At 56.0% G+C, this 18,183-nt stretch carries 14 protein-coding genes; 4 read left to right on the top strand and 10 right to left on the bottom strand.

The annotated features are described in order from the left end of the window. The first annotated feature begins 9 nt into the window (after positions 1-9). Complete coding sequence (locus LG297_RS12610; protein ID WP_404420748.1) at positions 10-1,392, top strand: M20 family metallopeptidase; 1,383 nt, start codon at positions 10-12, stop codon at positions 1,390-1,392. 317 nt (positions 1,393-1,709) lie between these two features. Here LG297_RS12610 and LG297_RS12605 read toward each other — a convergent pair whose 3' ends face one another. From LG297_RS12605 to LG297_RS12590, 4 genes are read right to left on the bottom strand one after another with little or no spacing between them, the layout of a single operon-like run. Beyond that, a complete protein-coding gene (locus LG297_RS12605) occupies positions 1,710-2,261 on the bottom strand; it encodes a sarcosine oxidase subunit gamma (protein ID WP_404420746.1) in 552 nt (183 codons plus the stop codon). A gap of 31 nt (positions 2,262-2,292) precedes the next feature. Further along, positions 2,293-5,286, bottom strand: coding sequence for a sarcosine oxidase subunit alpha (locus LG297_RS12600; protein ID WP_404420744.1), 2,994 nt, complete (start codon positions 5,284-5,286; stop codon positions 2,293-2,295). Next, entirely contained in the window at positions 5,283-5,603 is a 321-nt protein-coding gene (locus LG297_RS12595) for a sarcosine oxidase subunit delta (RefSeq protein WP_007089806.1), read from the bottom strand. Before LG297_RS12595 ends, LG297_RS12600 begins: the two co-directional genes overlap by 4 nt. An 11-nt stretch (positions 5,604-5,614) precedes the next feature. Continuing rightward, a complete protein-coding gene (locus tag LG297_RS12590; protein ID WP_404420742.1) occupies positions 5,615-6,868 on the bottom strand; it encodes a sarcosine oxidase subunit beta family protein in 1,254 nt (417 codons plus the stop codon). A gap of 155 nt (positions 6,869-7,023) precedes the next feature. Between LG297_RS12590 and LG297_RS12585 the strand changes: the two genes are divergently transcribed. Further along, complete coding sequence (locus LG297_RS12585) at positions 7,024-7,431, top strand: hypothetical protein (RefSeq protein WP_404420740.1); 408 nt, start codon at positions 7,024-7,026, stop codon at positions 7,429-7,431. Between the two features lie 477 nt (positions 7,432-7,908). Here the strand turns inward: LG297_RS12585 and LG297_RS12580 are convergent, their stop codons facing one another. Then, complete coding sequence (locus LG297_RS12580; RefSeq protein ID WP_404420738.1) at positions 7,909-8,871, bottom strand: hypothetical protein; 963 nt, start codon at positions 8,869-8,871, stop codon at positions 7,909-7,911. Positions 8,872-8,874: 3 nt separating this feature from the next. Beyond that, on the bottom strand, positions 8,875-10,032 hold the full coding sequence (locus LG297_RS12575; protein WP_404420736.1) for a hypothetical protein: 1,158 nt from the start codon (positions 10,030-10,032) through the stop codon (positions 8,875-8,877). A gap of 320 nt (positions 10,033-10,352) precedes the next feature. Between LG297_RS12575 and fdhA the strand changes: the two genes are divergently transcribed. Then, positions 10,353-11,543: a formaldehyde dehydrogenase, glutathione-independent gene (fdhA, locus tag LG297_RS12570; protein WP_404420734.1), complete on the top strand. Its 1,191-nt coding sequence runs from the start codon at positions 10,353-10,355 to the stop codon at positions 11,541-11,543. A gap of 87 nt (positions 11,544-11,630) precedes the next feature. Here fdhA and LG297_RS12565 read toward each other — a convergent pair whose 3' ends face one another. The 4 genes from LG297_RS12565 to LG297_RS12550 form a co-directional block, all read right to left on the bottom strand. Beyond that, complete coding sequence (locus LG297_RS12565) at positions 11,631-14,192, bottom strand: FAD-dependent oxidoreductase (protein ID WP_404420732.1); 2,562 nt, start codon at positions 14,190-14,192, stop codon at positions 11,631-11,633. 79 nt (positions 14,193-14,271) lie between these two features. Next, positions 14,272-15,129, bottom strand: a complete 858-nt coding sequence (gene purU, locus LG297_RS12560; RefSeq protein ID WP_063092665.1) for a formyltetrahydrofolate deformylase — start codon at positions 15,127-15,129, stop codon at positions 14,272-14,274. 35 nt (positions 15,130-15,164) lie between these two features. Further along, complete coding sequence (locus tag LG297_RS12555; RefSeq protein ID WP_404420729.1) at positions 15,165-16,100, bottom strand: electron transfer flavoprotein subunit alpha/FixB family protein; 936 nt, start codon at positions 16,098-16,100, stop codon at positions 15,165-15,167. Between the two features lie 17 nt (positions 16,101-16,117). Beyond that, on the bottom strand, positions 16,118-16,867 hold the full coding sequence (locus tag LG297_RS12550) for an electron transfer flavoprotein subunit beta/FixA family protein (RefSeq protein WP_404420727.1): 750 nt from the start codon (positions 16,865-16,867) through the stop codon (positions 16,118-16,120). A gap of 184 nt (positions 16,868-17,051) precedes the next feature. On the opposite strand from LG297_RS12550, the gene LG297_RS12545 reads away from it, so the two are divergent. Then, positions 17,052-18,113: a GlxA family transcriptional regulator gene (locus LG297_RS12545; protein ID WP_404420725.1), complete on the top strand. Its 1,062-nt coding sequence runs from the start codon at positions 17,052-17,054 to the stop codon at positions 18,111-18,113. The last annotated feature ends 70 nt before the right edge of the window (positions 18,114-18,183 follow it).

Genomic DNA, 18,183 nt, shown 5'->3' with positions numbered 1-18,183 from the left:
GATCAATCAATGTCAACGCGTGCTGATGCTATTGAAAATGTCACCCGGTATTTCGAGGATGGGCAGTTCATCGACGAACTGCGTCGAATGGTCGAACAGAAAACCGAAAGCCAGAAGCCGGATAATCTCGAAGCGCTTTATGGCTATCTTACCGATGTGATTGTTCCGATGGTGCGCGATATGGGATTTGAAACCCGCATCATCGATAATCCCAAACCCGGTTTCGGTCCGTTCCTGTTTGCCGAACGCCACGAAGGTAACGATTTGCCGACCATCCTGACCTATGGGCATGGTGATGTGATTTTGGCACAGGAAGGCGAATGGCGCGAGGGCCTTGAACCTTTCAAGCTGGTGATCGAAGGTGACCGGGTTTACGGGCGTGGTACGGCGGATAACAAAGTGCAGCATTGCATTAATCTGGCGGCCCTGCGGTCGGTCATTCAGACCCGCGGCGCCTTGGGCTTTAACTGCAAGGTCATCATCGAAATGGGCGAAGAGGCGGGCTCGCCCGGGCTTGCCGAACTGTTTACCAATTATCGCGATCTGTTTGCCGCCGATGTCCTGATTGCATCGGACGGTCCGCGCCTGAGTGCCGAACGCCCGACCATGTTCATGGGGTCACGCGGGGCGATCAATTTTGCCCTGTCGCTTAAATATCGCGACGGCGGGCATCATTCGGGAAACTGGGGCGGTTTGCTGAAAGACCCGATGATTGTTCTTTCGCACGCGATTGCATCCATCGTTGATCGTCGAGGACAGATTCAGGTGCCGGAATGGCGACCCGACAGCCTGAATGACGAAGTCCGGGAAGCCCTTAAGGATTGCGCAATCACCCAACCCGAAACCGGGCCGACAATCAACCCTGACTGGGGCGAGGAAAACCTGTCACTGGCGGAAAAGGTTTATGGCTGGAACAGCTTTGCGGTACTTGCGGCAAAGGCCGGAAACCCGGAAAAACCGGTCAATGCCATTGCGCCTGAAGCCATTGCGCATTGCCAGTTGCGTTATGTGGTCGGCACGGATCCGGATGACATTTTACCAGCCTTGCGCCGCCACCTTGATAAACATGGCTTTACGGACGTTGAAATCATTCCCTCGGCAAAGGGGTTCTTCCGGGCAACCCGGCTTGACCCTTCCCATCCGTGGGTCACGCGTGTACGCGATTCAATCATCAAGACCACCGGAACCAAACCGGCAATCCTGCCCAATCTTGGCGGGTCGCTGCCCAATGATACATTTGCGTATATCCTGAACCTTCCGACGGTCTGGGTGCCGCATTCCTATGCGTCATGTTCACAGCATGCGCCGAATGAACACATCCTGCAAAGCCTCAGCCGCGAGGCACTGCAAATGATGGCTGGTGTGTTCTGGGATATCGGCGACACGGCATAAAATATAGATTATGGAAACTGTCGTCACGATTAGACAGTTCGTTGCGATTTCTTGACCTGAGTGATCGATCTCAGTCTACGGGAGAGTATCCAAGCTAATCGAGGAAACGTCAGGATGCGGAGGCTCAGATAAATCTTGAGCCACCCCGGTTCAGGGAGACTTTCCCATGATACGGCGCGGCACCTTGCAGATTGATGCCGAGCCAATGAGCTGGGCGCGCCGCCTTTACGAGGCGGTCGTTGCAGGATTTATCAGGGCTAAGGGGGGCTTGGCACAAAATCAGCCAAGAAGGATTCTGCACATATAGGGGCATCGCGTTATTCGCCCGCCAGTTCAGCGCATCCCGTTTCCAGAAGTGCGATGACATGCGGGGCAAAGGAACGCCAAAGATCAAGGCGGTAATCCTGTTCGCCATCCCGCCAGAGAACCGCCGACACACCGTCAAAAACCGTGCGGCGGGCTTCGCCGACCGGTAGCTGATCAAGGTCGCGCGGGCAGCCGATGGTGATAAGGTCACTGGCCTTTGGTCCGGTGATATGCAGGGTCACTTCGCGGTCGGAAATTTCCGTCAGGCTGTGCGGGGTTTTGGCATAGATCGCCGCACAGGCATCGGTGATCGTCGCGGCCTGATCTTCGGGGGCCAGGATCGTCCATTCGTCCGGGCCAAGGCATATGATTTCAATATCCCCTTTGCGCCCGCACTGACCGATTTTGGCCGGGAGGGGCGCGCCAAGCGCCTTTGACAGGGCCTTTTGTTCGGGCGTTGCGGCCCGAAGTGAAAAGCGGGCGACAGGGGGCAGAAGTGCTACACGCACGGCGGCGCTTTCGGCCAGTATCCCGGCTTTGGACAGGTCGATATGTGCAGTCATTGCGTTATCTCCGCTTCTATGACGTCGGGATTTAAAGTTTAAGCCGCGCATTTTCAGGGTCGTAAAAGACCGTGCCGGTGATGGTGGCCTTGATCGTCCGGTCCGGCATCGGGATATAAACCGTTTCGCCGGTCTTGCCGTGGCCGCCTTCGATCAGGGCAAGGGCAATCGGGCGACCTGCGGCCTCGCTGTGATAGGACGATGTCACATGGCCGACCATCTTCATCGGGATCGGCTGGTTCGGATCAAGGACAATCTGCGCGCCTTCTTCAAGCTTCGATATGCCATCATCGGTCAGAAGCCCGACAAGCTGTTTGCGGCCCTCTGCCGTCAGGTCCGGCCGGTTAAGGGCCCGCATCCCGACAAAGTCGGGCTTGTTTTTGCCAACTGCCCATCCGGCCCCCGCGTCATAAGGCGTCACGGTTCCGTCGGTATCCTGGCCGACAATGATGAAGCCCTTTTCGGCACGCAGGACATGCATGGTTTCGGTGCCATAGGGGCAGATATCGTATTTCTGACCCGCCGCGAACAGCATTTCCCAAAGGGCGCGGCCATGACGGGCCGGGACATTGACCTCAAATCCAAGTTCGCCGGTGAAGCTGACGCGGAACAGGCGGGCCGGGAAACCGGCAACCGAGCATTCGGCAATCGACATATGCGGGAAGGCTTCGTCGGAAATATCGAGCCCTTCGACAAACGGTGCCAGAAGATTGCGCGCATTCGGACCGTTCAGCGCAATGGTTGCCCATTGTTCGGTGGTCGAAGTCAGCCAGACTTTCAGATCCGGCCATTCCGTCTGAAGGTAATCTTCCATCATGTTCAGGACACGCGCCGCCCCGCCGGTGGTGGTGGTGATGTGAAAACGGTCATCAGTCAGACGGCCAATCACGCCGTCATCGCGGATATAGCCGTCATCGCCCAGCAAAAGACCATAACGGGTACGGCCGGGGGCAAGTTTGGTCCAGGGGTTGGTATACATGCGGTTCATGAATTCAACCGCATCGGGGCCGACCACCTCGATCTTGCCAAGGGTGGATGCGTCAAACATGCCAAGCGATTTGCGCGTTTCGCGGCATTCGCGGCGCACGGCGGCGTCCATATCCTCGCCGTCCTTGGGGAAATACCACGCACGACGCCACAGGCTGACCGGCTCGAACACCGCACCATTTTCTTCGGCCCAGCTATCGATGGGGGTTTTGCGGGTGACTTCGAAATGATCGCCCTTGTGATAGCCGACAAACGCCCCGAACGTCGTCGGGGTATAGGGCGGGCGGAACGTGGTCAGGCCAACTTCGGGCTGTTTCTTGCCAAGGGCATCGGCGGCAATGTTCAGGCCGTTGATGTTTGACATCTTGCCCTGATCGGTTGCCATGCCATTGGTAGTATAGCGTTTGACATGCTCGATCGAACGCATGCCTTCGCGCACGGCAAGGCGCAAATCCTTGGCCGTCACATCGTTCTGATAATCGACAAAGGCGCGGGCCTTGCCGGCGTCAAGGTCGGTCGGAAGTTCGGTGTGGCTGGCACCCGTACCGGGGCGATCATCGGCAACCGAAAGCGTTTTGACTGTGGCGGTTTTGCCAAGCGCCCTGGCCGCGGCAGCGCCCATCGCGGCCCCGTCATTAAGCGCGGCTTCGATCCCCCAAAGCCCACGCCCGGCACCGGCGATCTGGCAATCCTCGGTAATGCGGTCGGGGAGGAAGGTCTGGCTTTGGTCATCCCATTTTAGCGATCCCTTGGTGTGGGAAAACAGATGGAGCGACGGGGTCCAGCCCCCGCAAACCAGAAGGCTGTCGCAGGCCAGTGTCTGTGCGGCCATAACCCGGCCGTTTTCAACCTTGTTGATGCGCACCGATTTGATGCGCAGCCGGCCCGAGGTGCCGGTTGCGGTATAACCGGCAAAGACCGTGATCCCGCGTGCGGCCGCCTGTTTGACAAGGTCGGCATTCGGGGCGGGGCGGGTGTCGACAATGGCCTCGATCTTCGTTCCGGCCGATGCCAGATCAAAGGCGGCATACCATGCGCTGTCATGGCTGGTGACGATGACGGCATTGTTTCCGACACGCACGCCATAGCGGTTCAGATAGGTTTGTGCCGATCCGGCCAGCATCACGCCCGGACGATCATTGCCATCAAATACCAGCGGTTTTTCAAGCGCACCCTGCGCCAGAATGACCTGTTTGGCGCGCACCCGCCACATGCGTTCCCGCGGGGCCCCGTCGGCCGGTTTTTCCAGATGATCGGTCAGTTTCTGACACAGGCCGATCATGTTCTGATGGTAATAGCCAATGGCTGTTGTGCGGGTCATGATCCGCACGCCAAGGTCGGTCAGGGCATCAAGCTCGGCCTCCAGCCAATCCCATGCCGGTTTGCCGTCAATTTTTGCCTGTGGTTCGCTTAAAATCGTTCCGCCCGGTTCGGCATTTTCATCGACCAGCGTGACGCGAAGCCCGGATTCGGCTGCCGCACGTGCGGCGGCAAGGCCCGCAGGACCGGCACCGACAACCAGAATATCGGTATGCAGATAACGCGATGCGTACTTGTCAGGATCGGGTTCGGTCGGCGAGACGCCAAGACCGGCAGCCGCCCGGATGAACGGTTCGTAAACCTTGTCCCAGAAGGAGCGCGGCCACATGAAGGTCTTGTAATAGAACCCGGCGGAAAACAGCATGTAAAGGCGGTCATTGATCGCGCCGATATCAAATTTCAGGCTGGGATATTTGTTCTGGCTGCTGGTTTCAAGCCCGTTCCAGATTTCCTGCACGGTTGCGCGTGTGTTGGGCTCAAATTGTCCCTTGCCGCGGCGTGTTCCGATCAGGGCATTCGGTTCTTCCGAGCCTGCGGCAATCGGGCCGCGCGGGCGATGATATTTGAACGAACGCCCCATCAGGTGAACGCCATTGGCGATGAGCGCGGATGCGACCGTGTCGCCCTCCAGCCCCTGATAGGTATCGCCATCAAAGGTGAATGAAACCGGCCGATTGTGAAGGACCCGGCCACGCCCCGGAACGCGGAAAGCGGTCATTTCGAAGGCTCCTTCTTTGCGGCATCTTCAAGCAAAACAGCAAGGTCAGGGCGCGCATCGCCCGCCTTGTATGTCGTCAGGAACCGGTCCGAAACGGTGTCACGCACCGCGTTGAAAAACCGGCCACAGCCATGGGCATGACGCCAGCGTTCAAAATGCGGTCCCTTGACATTGGTGCGGATGAACAGGAAATCGCGCCATTCATCATCGGTTTTGTCCGCCGGATTTGCCGGACGCGCGATATGGGCTTCGCCGCCATAGGTGAATTCCAGTTCCGGCAGCGTTTCATCGCAATAGGGGCAATGGATGAGAAGCATGTTGGTTCTCCTCAGTGTGCGACGGCGGCTGCGGCCGCTTCGTCAATCAGACGGCCGGTCCGGAAACGGTCCAGCGTGAAGGGGGCGTTGATGTCATGCGGGGTGCCCTTGGCAACCGTCCATGCAAGCGTATGGGCGGCACCCGGTGTGGCCTTGAACCCGCCCGTACCCCAGCCGCAATTGACGTAAAGGCCGGGTACCGGGGTCATGCCAAGGATCGGGGAGCGATCCGGGGTCACATCCACAATACCGCCCCATTTGCGCAGCATCCGCATGCGGTTGAAGATCGGGAAAATCTCGCAGATGGCGGCAACCGTATGTTCGATCAGCGGCAGGCCGCCGCGCTGGGAATAACTGGTATATTGATCGGTGCCCGATCCGATCACGAGTTCGCCCTTGTCCGACTGGCTGATATAGGCATGGACGGTGTTGGACATGACGACACAGGGGAAGATCGGCTTAACCGGTTCGGACACCAGTGCCTGAAGCGGATAGCTTTCAAGGGGCATGCGCACACCGGCGGTTTCCATCACGACACTTGTATGACCGGCAGCCGAAACCGCGACTTTTTTGGCACGGATAAAGCCCTTGGCGGTTTCAACGCCTTCGACCGCGCCATCCGGCCCGCGGCGGATCGCGGTGACCGGGCAGTTCTGGATAATGTCGACACCGCGTTGCGATGCCCCGCGCGCATAACCCCACGCAACCGCATCATGGCGGGCGGTTCCGGCACGCATCTGAAGGGCGGCACCGACGACCGGATAGCGTGCGTTGGGCGAGATATTCAGCGGCGGACAGAATTCCTTGGCTTCGTGGGCGGAGAGCCAGCGGTTATCGACACCGTTCAGGCGGTTGGAATGGATGTGGCGCTGAAACGATTGAACGTCATGAACATTATGTGCGAGCATCAGAACGCCGCGGCGCGAAAACATGACGTTGTAATTCAGATCCTGGCTAAGCCCTTCCCAAAGATCAACGGCATGGTCATAAAGCCGCGCACTTTCATCATAAAGGTAGTTCGACCGGATGATCGTGGTGTTACGCCCGGTATTGCCGCCCCCAAGCCAGCCCTTGTCGATCACGGCGACATTGGTGATGCCATGTTCCTTGGCCAGATAGTAGGCCGCACCAAGCCCGTGCCCGCCGGCACCGACAATGACGACGTCATATTCTGCCTTTGGTTGGCTGTCGGGCCATTGCGCCTGCCAGTTCTTTTGTCCTGTAAGAGCATTCTTTAACAGCGACAAAGCAGAAAAATGCGTCATGGGAGGTGGCTCCACTTGGTGTCATGAATTTGCATCATTAGATGTCAGTTTGCGACGTCGCGATTGGATATTTGCGTCATATCTGTTGTACATATTCACCATCCGGAAAGGTAGAGCCCACTGGTGCTGCGACAGGTTGCACGTTCGGGGGCGGTTTGATCCCGGCCCTGACAGTGATCCGCTCTCCCTTTTTGCCGCATATAAAGTTTTTTCAAAAAGTTCTTGATTTGTTCTTTTGTTTATGGCATAAGAGAAAAATCAACGGGAAAAATGCACCCGGACCAAAACCCGCAAGGCCTTGTAGGCTCTGCGGGTTTTTGCGTTTGGGGCCGGATAAAAGAGGTGATCAGGATGCAGCTGCAAAGAAACAGACAGGGCGGCGCGGTAATTCGCAGGATATGGGTTGGCGGATGGCGGAGCCATTACGGGGGCATTCTGCTCTAGGACTAAGAGAATTAACCCGGTCATTTGTCATGACGGGAGAGGTGCGTCTTGTTGAGGAGGGGGCGTTAAATTTGCCGGGAGCGGCAGCAATGGCAGCAGCGGGCAGCGGTGATCTGTGACCCGTCGATGGTGGACCAGTGGGGGCCGTGCGCCCGAAGTGTGTCCGGACCTCGGCGGTTAGCGGAAAGTGCCGCCATTGCCGAAAGTGACCGGAGCGGGTGTGGGCCCGAAGGCCGTCGGAGAGTGAGGATAGCAGACGCCCGAGATGCGTCCGGGCTTCATCGGTTGCGGGAAATGCCGTGATGGCCGGAGGTGATGGGAGCAGGCGGTGAGCCCGAGGTGGTCAGTTGGCGAGGATGGTGGAGGCCCGAGGTTTGTCGGGGCTTCATCGGTTGCCGGAAGTCCGGTTTTGGGTGGTGTGCTCTGTCGTCGCATCCGTCATCGGCTGGCGGCGGCCCGGATTCCATGGTCATGGTCCTGACGGGTGAAGATCATCGGTTGAGGCATCATGCTGCAGCGTCAGTCTGAGAAAGGACTTTGAGCCGACGGTCGAGCATAGTCGATAGTCCGAGCACAGGCTACAGAGGTTACCAAGTTCAACTCGGATCTAATACTTCACCGCAACTGGAGCACAGTGAGTCGGCATCTGTCGTGGTCGATATCACCAGCATTGAAGTTTCACAACTGTCACACTTTGTGTATTCTTGCGCAATATCTTCTAAAACCAAACTTTGCTCACACATCAAACAGGTGGCACTTTTTGAGCCAGTTTGTACAGCAGTTGGGTGGCCTCCTGAATGCCATTTAGTCGCCCGCAAACCCATACAATTGGGGCAATAAATATTCATGGCGCTTTTCTTGAAGCCAAACATCTTCTTAAAATCGACATTTGCGATGCGAGGTATACTCGTCGCAAGCTCTATCATGACATCCGTTTCAACAGATGCATAGCGGTGATCATTAAAAAAGCGGCGTGCGCTATTTCCATCAAATATAGTTCGCCGATATAACCAACGACCATCTGGCCAGAGGAAGTTATATTGGGTGTTCATGAATTGAATTAAGTTATTAGGGGTTAAATTGTTTTGGTGCACGCCAAGATGGGTTAGTTGATTTCGGCGTCTGCGTAACTCATTAAAATGCAGGTCAAAGGCGTTGCTAAGAGGGAAATCACTCAACGTTCTTACTGCATTTGGTAAATCAACAGAATCAATCGTTCGCAGACTTGCGAAATCAAGGGAGGTCTGACCTCCTTTCAATGGAACTGAGTTGTTCAGTAACAGAAGGAACGGGCTCACAGTACAAATTATGGATTTCAACCTCAATTCCGCAGAATGCTGTATTGATGAGCAAATAGCTCCCATCTCGGCTTGGGAACCTAGCAGATACTCTAGCCATTCTTCCTGATAGTCATCAGAACTTTCAGGTTCCTCCCCTTTTTCAAGCTGATAAGCCTCCGAGAAATCGAATATTAGACCAATCGTCCGATGCCAAGCATCAAAGTGAATTCTCAACGCCGTTTCTTCTAATTCCTCTGCCGATGGAAGATTTTCGATCATTGATCATCCCTCTGGCCAATTTTCCGAAAGTTGGAGTGCATCGCGAATTGTTATGCCCCTTGCCCACGTAACGCGTCCGTTTTCAGCGAGGGCATGATCAAAGTCTCGAAGTTGTAGCGGCAAAGATTGTCTGGGTTCTGGATGATGATAAATTACAGCTCTTCGAGAAGCTAAGTTCCAAGGCAAAGCGTTCTCAAAAATCCATACGCCGCTGACACGTGTATTTTGAAGGCCTCGTGGACCAACCCAAGCGCCATTAGGCTCGCGTTGCATTCTAGGTTCTGCGTCAAGATTATTTTGGTCAAATACGAATGTCTCTTTGCCAAACAGAGCCTGCATTTCATCTATGCGGTCAACGGATATTGTTTCGACATTTACAGCGATAAGAAGGGGAAGGTCCAAGTCTCCATACTTCCCTCCTTTATGGCGAACGGCATCGCGAATTGCCTTCCAAGTGCTAGCAAACCGGACCCCAGTGGAGATAGCGCCAACCGATCTTGTGCCTAGGCCACGCTTTTCTGCGCGCTTGGGAAAGGCATTTATTTCAATCCGCCATCCATCATCTTCCCAAACCATCTTGGGAAATGGCTGTCCGTTGTCAATTTCTTCAGACACTGCGTCAGGGTTGAGGCGAGCCAACCAATCGCTGATCGCACGTTTCAATTTTTTACCGGAAGGTGGCCGATCAGGGTGCCCGCGAGAGGTAAAACCAATGGAGAAATTCGGTGAATCCAAACCATCGAGTGCGTCAAGTAACACTGAGGTGCGCCTTCGCGCTGCGACTTCAGTTTCGCTAAATTCAGAGGCAAGAACAGCTTCTACATATAATCTTTGGCCGTCAGGATAGGTGACCAAAAAGTCAGGTCGCGAAGCTCTGTCGTTTGGGAGGCGTGGGTGGACTTCAATTTGGCATCCAAGGTTTGTAAAAATGGCGAACAACAACATCTCGAAAGTGGTAGAGTTGAAGTGTCTTTCGTCATTGCTACGAATCCTAGCAACCAACTCATCTCGTTCTTCTGGCGGGAATAATTCAATCCAACTATTAAGCAAATTGCGAACTTGTTCGAATTCTGCACGACCAGACCTATCCAAAAATTCGTAGCTTGATTCCATGTGGCGTCTGGCTTCTGTCGACTCTCGGACTTTGTCTTCGAAGATCATTTCAAGCTCGGTGCGAAATATAATACGAACATCCAATATCGCATACTAGGAGCACGAAGACATAAACTTAAGCGTGTGTAGGTGCCCAAAAAAAACGACGGTTAACATCGCGCCCTTGCAGCGCCATCACATCCTCCCCCATGCGCAATGGTACTCTCCATTCGTCGTATTCGTTCAGTCCATATCCTCCGGGTTTTGCTACTCTCTGCAATTGCAATCAAAGGATGGTTTTTGTCCTCTGTTTTCCGGGCAGGAGCCTGCTGATTGGAATGGAAGGTCGGGAAGTAATTCCGGCGTCACATAATCGGAGGAGGAAGCAGATGAGCAGCAACAGAGGTGTGGTGTATGTCGGGCCCGGCAAGGTCGAGGTTCGTGACATTGCCGATCCGGTGATGGCATCGCCCAATGGCCGGAAGCTTGACCATGCCGTCATTCTGAAAGTGATCAGTACCAACATTTGCGGATCGGACCAGCATATGGTGCGCGGCCGCACGACCGCGGAGCCGGGGCTGGTTCTGGGGCATGAAATCACCGGCGAGATCATCGAGAAAGGCAGCGACGTCGAGCAGCTTGAGATCGGGGATATCGTATCGGTCCCGTTCAATGTTGCCTGCGGGCGGTGCCGGTGCTGCAAGTCGCAGGATACCGGTGTGTGCCTGACGGTGAACCCGGCGCGGGCCGGGGGTGCCTATGGCTATGTCGATATGGGTGGTTGGATCGGTGGGCAGGCGCGTTATGTCATGGTGCCCTACGCCGATTTCAACCTTCTGAAATTCCCCGACCGCGAACAGGCGATGGATAAAATCCGCGACCTGACGATGCTGTCCGACATTCTGCCGACCGGCTTCCACGGTGCGGTGCAGGCAGGTGTTGGTGTCGGGTCCATCGTTTATGTTGCCGGTGCCGGGCCGGTCGGGATGGCAGCGGCTGCGTCGGCGCGTATCCTGGGGGCCGCCGTGGTGATGGTGGGTGATTTCAACAAGGAACGTCTGGCACATGCATCAAAGATGGGCTTTGAGGCGGTCGATCTGTCGCAAAGTGATCGTCTGGGCGAAATGATTGCCGAGATTACCGGAAGCCCCGAAGTGGACAGCGCCATCGATGCGGTCGGGTTTGAAGCCCGCGGGCATAGCGGCGGCGAGCAGCCAGCGATTGTTCTTAACCAGATGATGGAAATCACCCGTGCGGCGGGTTCCATCGGCATTCCGGGGCTTTATGTGACGGAAGATCCCGGTGCGGTCGATGATGCGGCCAAGCAGGGTAGCCTGTCGCTGCGGTTCGGGTTGGGCTGGGCCAAGGCGCAGTCGTTCCATACCGGGCAGACGCCGGTGATCAAATATAACCGTCAACTGATGCAGGCGATCCTGCATGACCGCCTGAAGATCGCCGATATCGTCAATGCGCAGGTGATCTCGCTTGATGATGCGGCGAAGGGTTATGAAAGCTTTGATCAGGGGGCGGCCAAGAAATTCGTGCTTGATCCGCATGATGTTCTGGCGAAGGCCAGCTAGTCGCGAGGCTTGGAATTGATTGAAGCCGAAACGAAAAACGGGAGCCAGCAGTGGCTCCCGTTCTTTTTTGCGCGCTTGCGCCGATGATTAGCTGCGCGGTTTGAGGTTTTCCGGGTCGTAAAGCGGCTTGTAGCCGATGCCGACGACCTCGACCGGGTAAATCTCGTCAAAATACGACATGGTCAGTTTGCGGCCTTCCTGGCAATAGTCCCACGGCAGATAGGCAAGGGCGATGTTTTTGCCGATGCTGGGGCCAAATGCGATGGAGGTCGTATAAGAGCGACGGCCAAGGTCATCAATCAGGGTTTTGCCGGTGTCCGGGTCCATGACCGGCAGATTGCCGACCGGGTAGCGCGCCACCCCATTGGCATCAATGTTGTCGGTCATGACGAGGGTGCAGAGCATGGCCGGTTGATGATCGCGTTCGCGATATTCGACATGCTTTGCCTTGCCACGGAAATCGGCCTCTTTGACCTTGGGGCGGGCAAGGGCGGCTTCGATCAGGTTATATTGCGTATGCAGATCGGCGTTTTGCAGGCGCAGTGATTTTTCCAGACGGCGCGAGTTGGCGTAGGTTTCCACACCAACCGCCATCACGCCAATGCCGCGCAGTGCATCCCAGACGGCAAGACCGTCTTCGTAGCGCATATGAAGCTCCCACCCCTGTTCCCCGACATAGGAAATGCGGAACGCGGTGACGGTTTTACCCGCAATGCTGATCTGGCGGATGGCGGCAAACGGGAAGTTTTCGATATCGAGTTCTTCGGGGGCGGCGACAACCTTTTTGAGGTTTTCACGTGCGTTCGGACCCCAGATACCGATGGTGGTGAATTTTTCGGTGACGTCGGTGATGGTAACGTCCCAGCCCTTATCCTGTGCCATGCGGCGCATATAGATCAGGTCACGCGGGCCGGCATCCGCCCCATTGACCAGACGGCAGCGATCGGCCATGCGGAAGACGGTGAAGTCGGCACGCACCATGCCCTCGTCATCGAGCATGTGGGTATAGATACCCTTGCCGATATTGGCATCCCCGCCGATTTTGGCCGCACAGAGCCATTCCATGAGTTCGACATGATCCGGGCCTTCGATATCGGTCATGTGGAAGTGAGACAGGTTGATGATGCCGCAATCGTCACTCATGGCGAGCTGTTCGGCGTTGGAAACGCGCCAGAAATGGCGGGTATCCCATTCGTTTTCACGCACCGGCACCCGGTCGGCATATTTTTCAAGCAGATGTTCGTTGGCGGCATAACCGTGCGCGCGTTCCCAGCCGCCCAGTTCCATGAAATAGCCGCCAAGTTCGACTTCGCGTTCATAGAAGGGGGAGCGGCGAATGCCGCGGGCTTTTGAAAATGGCTCGCGCGGGTGAACGGGCGGGTTATAGATCTTTTTCGCAGTTTCCCAGCAGCGGTCGTAAATGTATTTTTCGTCAAGCTGGAATTCATTGAAGCGCGCGAAATCAATCGCATGATGATCAACATGGGTGCGGCCATGGGTCATCCAGTCGGCAATCAGTTTGCCCATGCCCGGTCCGTCCTTGATCCAGATGCCGACCGCATACCAAAGGCCACGCAGCTTCTGGCTTTCGCCCATCGAAGGGCCACCATCAGCCGAGGTTTGCAGAAGACCGTTGAAGGAATGGCTTTCGTTAAAGCCAAGTTCGGTCAGGATCGGGGTCAGTTCCATGGCGCGTTCAAGCGGTTCGATGACGTCTTCGAGTTCAAGATCGCGCTGCGAGGGGGACAGGCGTGCCTGATCCTTTTCAAGGATTTCGCGCGGATGGACCAGACGCGGGTTTTCTTCGTAGTAATAGCCCCATTCGATCTGGCCGCCCTCGGTACTTTTGGGATCGCCGGTATCGCGCATATAGGCCGAGTTGCCCTGATCGCGCAGAAGCGGCATACCGATTTCAACACCGGTACCGGCAAATTCGTTATAGGGCCCAAAGAAGGTCAGCGGATGGTCAACCGGCATCACCGGCAGGTCTTCGCCGGCCATTTCGGCAATCAGGCGGCCCCAAAGACCGGCACAGACGACAACATAATCGGCATGGATTGTGCCGCGTTCGGTTTTAACACCCGTAATGCGGCCATTTTCCGTGATCAGTTCAAGGGCGGATGTGTTGGCGAAAATCTTGAGCTTGTTGCTTGCGACACCCTGATCGATCAGCTTGCCCGCCACGGTTTGCGAGCGCGGAATGACAAGGCCGGCATCCGGGTCCCACATGGCCCCCTGAATCTGGTCTTCTTCGAGAAGGGGGAATTTTTCCTTGGCCTCGGCAGCGGTAATGATTTTGGCGTTGGTGCCGAATGCCTTGCCGGAATCAACGCGGCGTTTGAGTTCCGCCATGCGGGCATCATCGCCAACGCGGGCGACCTCGATCCCGCCGATGCGGGCGTAATGCCCCATCTTTTCATAGAAATCGATGGAATACATCGTCGTCCAGCAGGACAGCAGATCATGGCTTGTCGCAAAGCAGAAATCGGACGCATGCGCGGTCGAGCCGATATCGGTCGGGATGCCGGATTTGTCGATGCCGACAATATCGTCCCAGCCATTTTCGATCAGATGATGCGATACCGATGCACCGACAATACCGCCGACGCCGACGATAACGACTTTTGCCCTGTTCGGAAATGCGGCCATTTCTCTCTTTCCTTCTTATTGCGATGGTTATCTGCTGTCGGCGGCGGCGGAATTTTTGGCGGTATAATTGGGTGAAGAATTATTGAGTGAAGACTACGGTGCGGTTCTTGTTCAGCATCACGCGGCCTTCGAGGTGATATTTGACACCACGGGCCAGAACGCGGGCTTCGATATCGCGCCCGGTGGCGACGAAATCCTCGGCCGACATGGCGTGGCTGACGCGTTCGGTTTCCTGTTCGATGATCGGGCCTTCGTCGAGGTCCGGTGTGACATAGTGCGCGGTTGCACCAATCAGTTTCACACCGCGTTCATAGGCCTGATGATAGGGTTTGGCGCCCTTGAAGGACGGCAGGAACGAGTGGTGAATATTGATGATCATGCCATAAAACTGGCTTGAAAGATCGTTGGTCAGGACCTGCATATAGCGGGCAAGGACGACCAGCTCGGATTTGGTTTCCTTGATCAGATCGGCAAGTTTGGCTTCCTGTTCGATCTTGTTTTCCTTGTTCACCGGCCAGTAATGGAAGGGGATGCCTTCCTGATCGGCGATTTTGCGCGCGTCTTCGTGGTTCGAGACGATGGCGGCGACCTCGGCATCAAGCCAGCCGACCTTGATCTGATAGAGCAGATGCAGCATCGCATGATCGAATTTGGAAACCATGATGATGATCTTGGGGCGGCGGGACAGATCATCGATCTTGAGCTTCATATTGAAGCGGTCAACCGCCGGGTTCAGCATCAGTTCGATTTCGGCCTTGCTGACATTTTCCGGTGTGCTGGTGGCGATGCGCAAAAAGAACTGGTTGGTTTGACGGTCCCAGAACTGGTTGGATTCAATGATATTGGCCCCGCGCGATGCCAGGGCAGAGGCGACGGTTGCGACAATGCCCGGCTGGTCGTCACAGGCGATACGCAGGGTATAGGAATGTTCGCTCACTGGATGTGCTCCGTTTCAAAGGGGTGTTTAGCGTGTCAGAGCTGACGCTCCAGTTCGGGAAGAATGTCGAACAGATCACCCACAATGCCATAATCCGCGACCTGGAAGATTGGGGCATCTTCGTCGGTATTGATCGCAACGATGATTTTGGAATCCTTCATGCCCGCAAGGTGCTGAATGGCACCTGAAATGCCACATGCGATGTAAAGGTCGGGGGCGACGACCTTGCCGGTCTGGCCGACCTGCAAATCATTCGATGCATAACCTGCATCCACGGCGGCACGGGATGCGCCGATGGCAGCGCCGAGTTTGTCGGCAACCGGTGTCATGACCTGCTGGAACTTTTCGGCGGAACCAAGGGCGCGGCCACCCGATACGATGATTTTGGCGGAACCGAGTTCCGGGCGATCATTTTTCGACAGGATGTTTTCAAGGAAGGTCGAAAGACCGGTGCAGTCTGACCCTGCGTCGATGGTTTTGATCGGGGCCGGGGCGTTATCGCCATTGGCGGCGGCAAAGCTTGTGGTGCGGATTGTGAGGATTTTTGTCGCATCGGTCGTCTGCACGGTTTCAATCGCGTTGCCGGCATAGATCGGACGTTTGAAGGTATCGGGTGATACGACTTCGATCACGTCGGAAACCTGCATGACGTCAAGAAGGGCGGCAACGCGGGGTAGCACGTTTTTGCCCGTGGTGGTGGCTGGCGCGAGGATGGTGTCGTAATCGCCTGAAAGATTGACAATCAGGGCGGCGGTCGGTTCGGCAAGGCGGTGTTCAAGGGCGTCGCTTTCGGCAAGCAGCACCTTGCGAATGCCCGAAAGTTTTGCCGCCGCATCGGCCACCGAATTCGCATTTTTTCCGGCGACCAGAATATCGATATCGCCACCAATCAGGGATGCAGCACTGAGTGCCTTGGCGGTCTGATCGGACAGGGATTGATTGTCGTGTTCTGCAAAAAGAAGAATGGCCATTTTTATCTCCGCCCGGTTCAGATGACGCCTGCTTCGGCTTTGAGCTTTTCGATCAGATCGGTCACACAAGCGACCCTGATCCCGGCCTTGCGCCCGGCGGGTTCTTCGACCCGGATCACGCGCAGACGCGGGGAAATTGTGACGCCGAAATCATCAGGCGTTTTGGTTTCCAGTGGCTTTTTCTTGGCCTTCATGATGTTGGGAAGCGACGCATAGCGCGGTTCGTTCAGGCGAAGATCGGCAGTCACAATGGCGGGCAGGGTGACTTCGATGGCCTGCAGGCCGCCATCGACTTCGCGGGTGACTTTGGCGGTGGTATCGCCAAGGTCAAGTTCGGAGGCAAAGGTTGCCTGCGACCAGCCGAGCAGGGCGGCCAGCATCTGGCCGGTCTGATTGGCGTCATCGTCAATCGCTTGTTTGCCAAGGATGACGAGGTCTGGATTTTCGGCCTCGGCAACACCTTTGAGCAGTTTGGCAACGCCAAGTGGTTCCACTGGGCCATCAACCGTGATCAGGATGGCGCGGTCCGCGCCCATCGCCAAGGCCGTGCGCAGGGTTTCCTGCGCCTGTGCCGGGCCGATGGAAACGGCGATGACTTCGTCGGCCTTGCCGGCTTCTTTCAGGCGCACGGCTTCTTCGATGGCAATTTCGTCGAACGGGTTCATCGACATTTTGACATTGGCAAGATCAACGCCAGTGCCGTCTGCCTTCACGCGGATTTTGACGTTGTAATCAACAACCCGCTTTACAGGTACGAGAACCTTCATTTTCTTCCTTCCTGAAGAGGCCCCGGTTCCGCAATGTCGTTTTTTGACCACGAAATCGGGTTATTGATATTATTGAAAAATAGCTTGGCGAATTTTTGCGCCGGAAAATAGAATGTTTGCGTCAAAGCGGGATTATCGCTACGACAAAGACAGCAACCTTGTCTGCATCGGAGGGTCTAGGGCCATGTATTCCGGATCTCAGAGCGCTAAAGCGGGGCGTCTTGCGAACGTCACTGGTGCGGGCAAATCGGGCCACGAAAAGCCACGACTTTCGGTCGGGTTCATTCTGGCGAAGCGGTTTACGCTTTGTGCGTTTGCCAATTTTGTCGATGTGCTGCGACTGGCGGCGGATGAAGGGGATCGCAGCCGACCGATCCTGTGCAACTGGACGGTTGTTTCCGACACCATGGACCCGGTGCCATCAAGCAGCGGCATTATCGTTCAGCCCAAGGAACGGCTCGGCGATCCAAGGCGGTTCAATTATATCGTGGTGGTCGGCGGGCTTATGGAAGAAACGCCCAATCTTGGTTCGGCCTATCACAAGTTTTTGCACGAGGCGGCGGAGGCCGGTATTCCGCTTGTCGGGATATGCACGGGTGCGTTCCTGTTGCACCGGGCGGGGTTGCTTGACGGGTATCGCTGTTGCGTTAGCTGGTTCCATCATTCCGATTTCATCGAACAGTTCGAGGGACTTGATCCGGTGGCCGATCAGATTTTTGTCGTCGACCGGGATCGGCTGACCTGTTCGGGCGGGGTCAGTTCGGCGCATCTGGCGGCCTATCTGGTGGACAAGCATGTCGGGCGCGCACAGGCCAGCAAAAGCCTGCATATCATGATTATTGATGATGCGTTGCAGGCGGAAAAGCCGCAGCCGGGTATTCCGCTTGATCTGAAAACGCAGGACCCGATTGTGCAGCGGGCTTTGCTGATCATGCAGCAGAATATCGACACACCGATTTCGGTGCAGGAAATCGCGCGCAGGATGGGCAACAGCAAACGCCAGATTGAACGCCATTTCCGCCTGTCGCTTGATACATCGCCGCAGGTCGCGTTCCTCAATATCCGGCTTGATATGGCCCATCACCTGATGGAGAAAAGCCAGAAGTCGGTGGCGCAGGTGGCGGTGGATTGCGGATTTTGCGACTCATCGCATCTAAGCCGGATGTTCCGGCGCCGGTATGGTTGCACGCCACAGGAATTGCGGCGCCCGGTGGCGGGTGCAGAACCGGCTTTGGTTGACGCATAACTGGTGCGTTAAAAACCAGACAGAACACGAAAACGCCGCCCGGAAGATCAGCCTTCCGGGCGGCGTTTTT

The sequence above is a fragment of the Thalassospira australica genome (assembly GCF_044790785.1).
Classification (GTDB): Bacteria; Pseudomonadota; Alphaproteobacteria; order Rhodospirillales; family Thalassospiraceae; genus Thalassospira; species Thalassospira australica_A.
The sequence above is the reverse complement of the archived record's forward strand: the minus strand, read 5'-3'. Positions and strand labels throughout refer to the sequence as shown.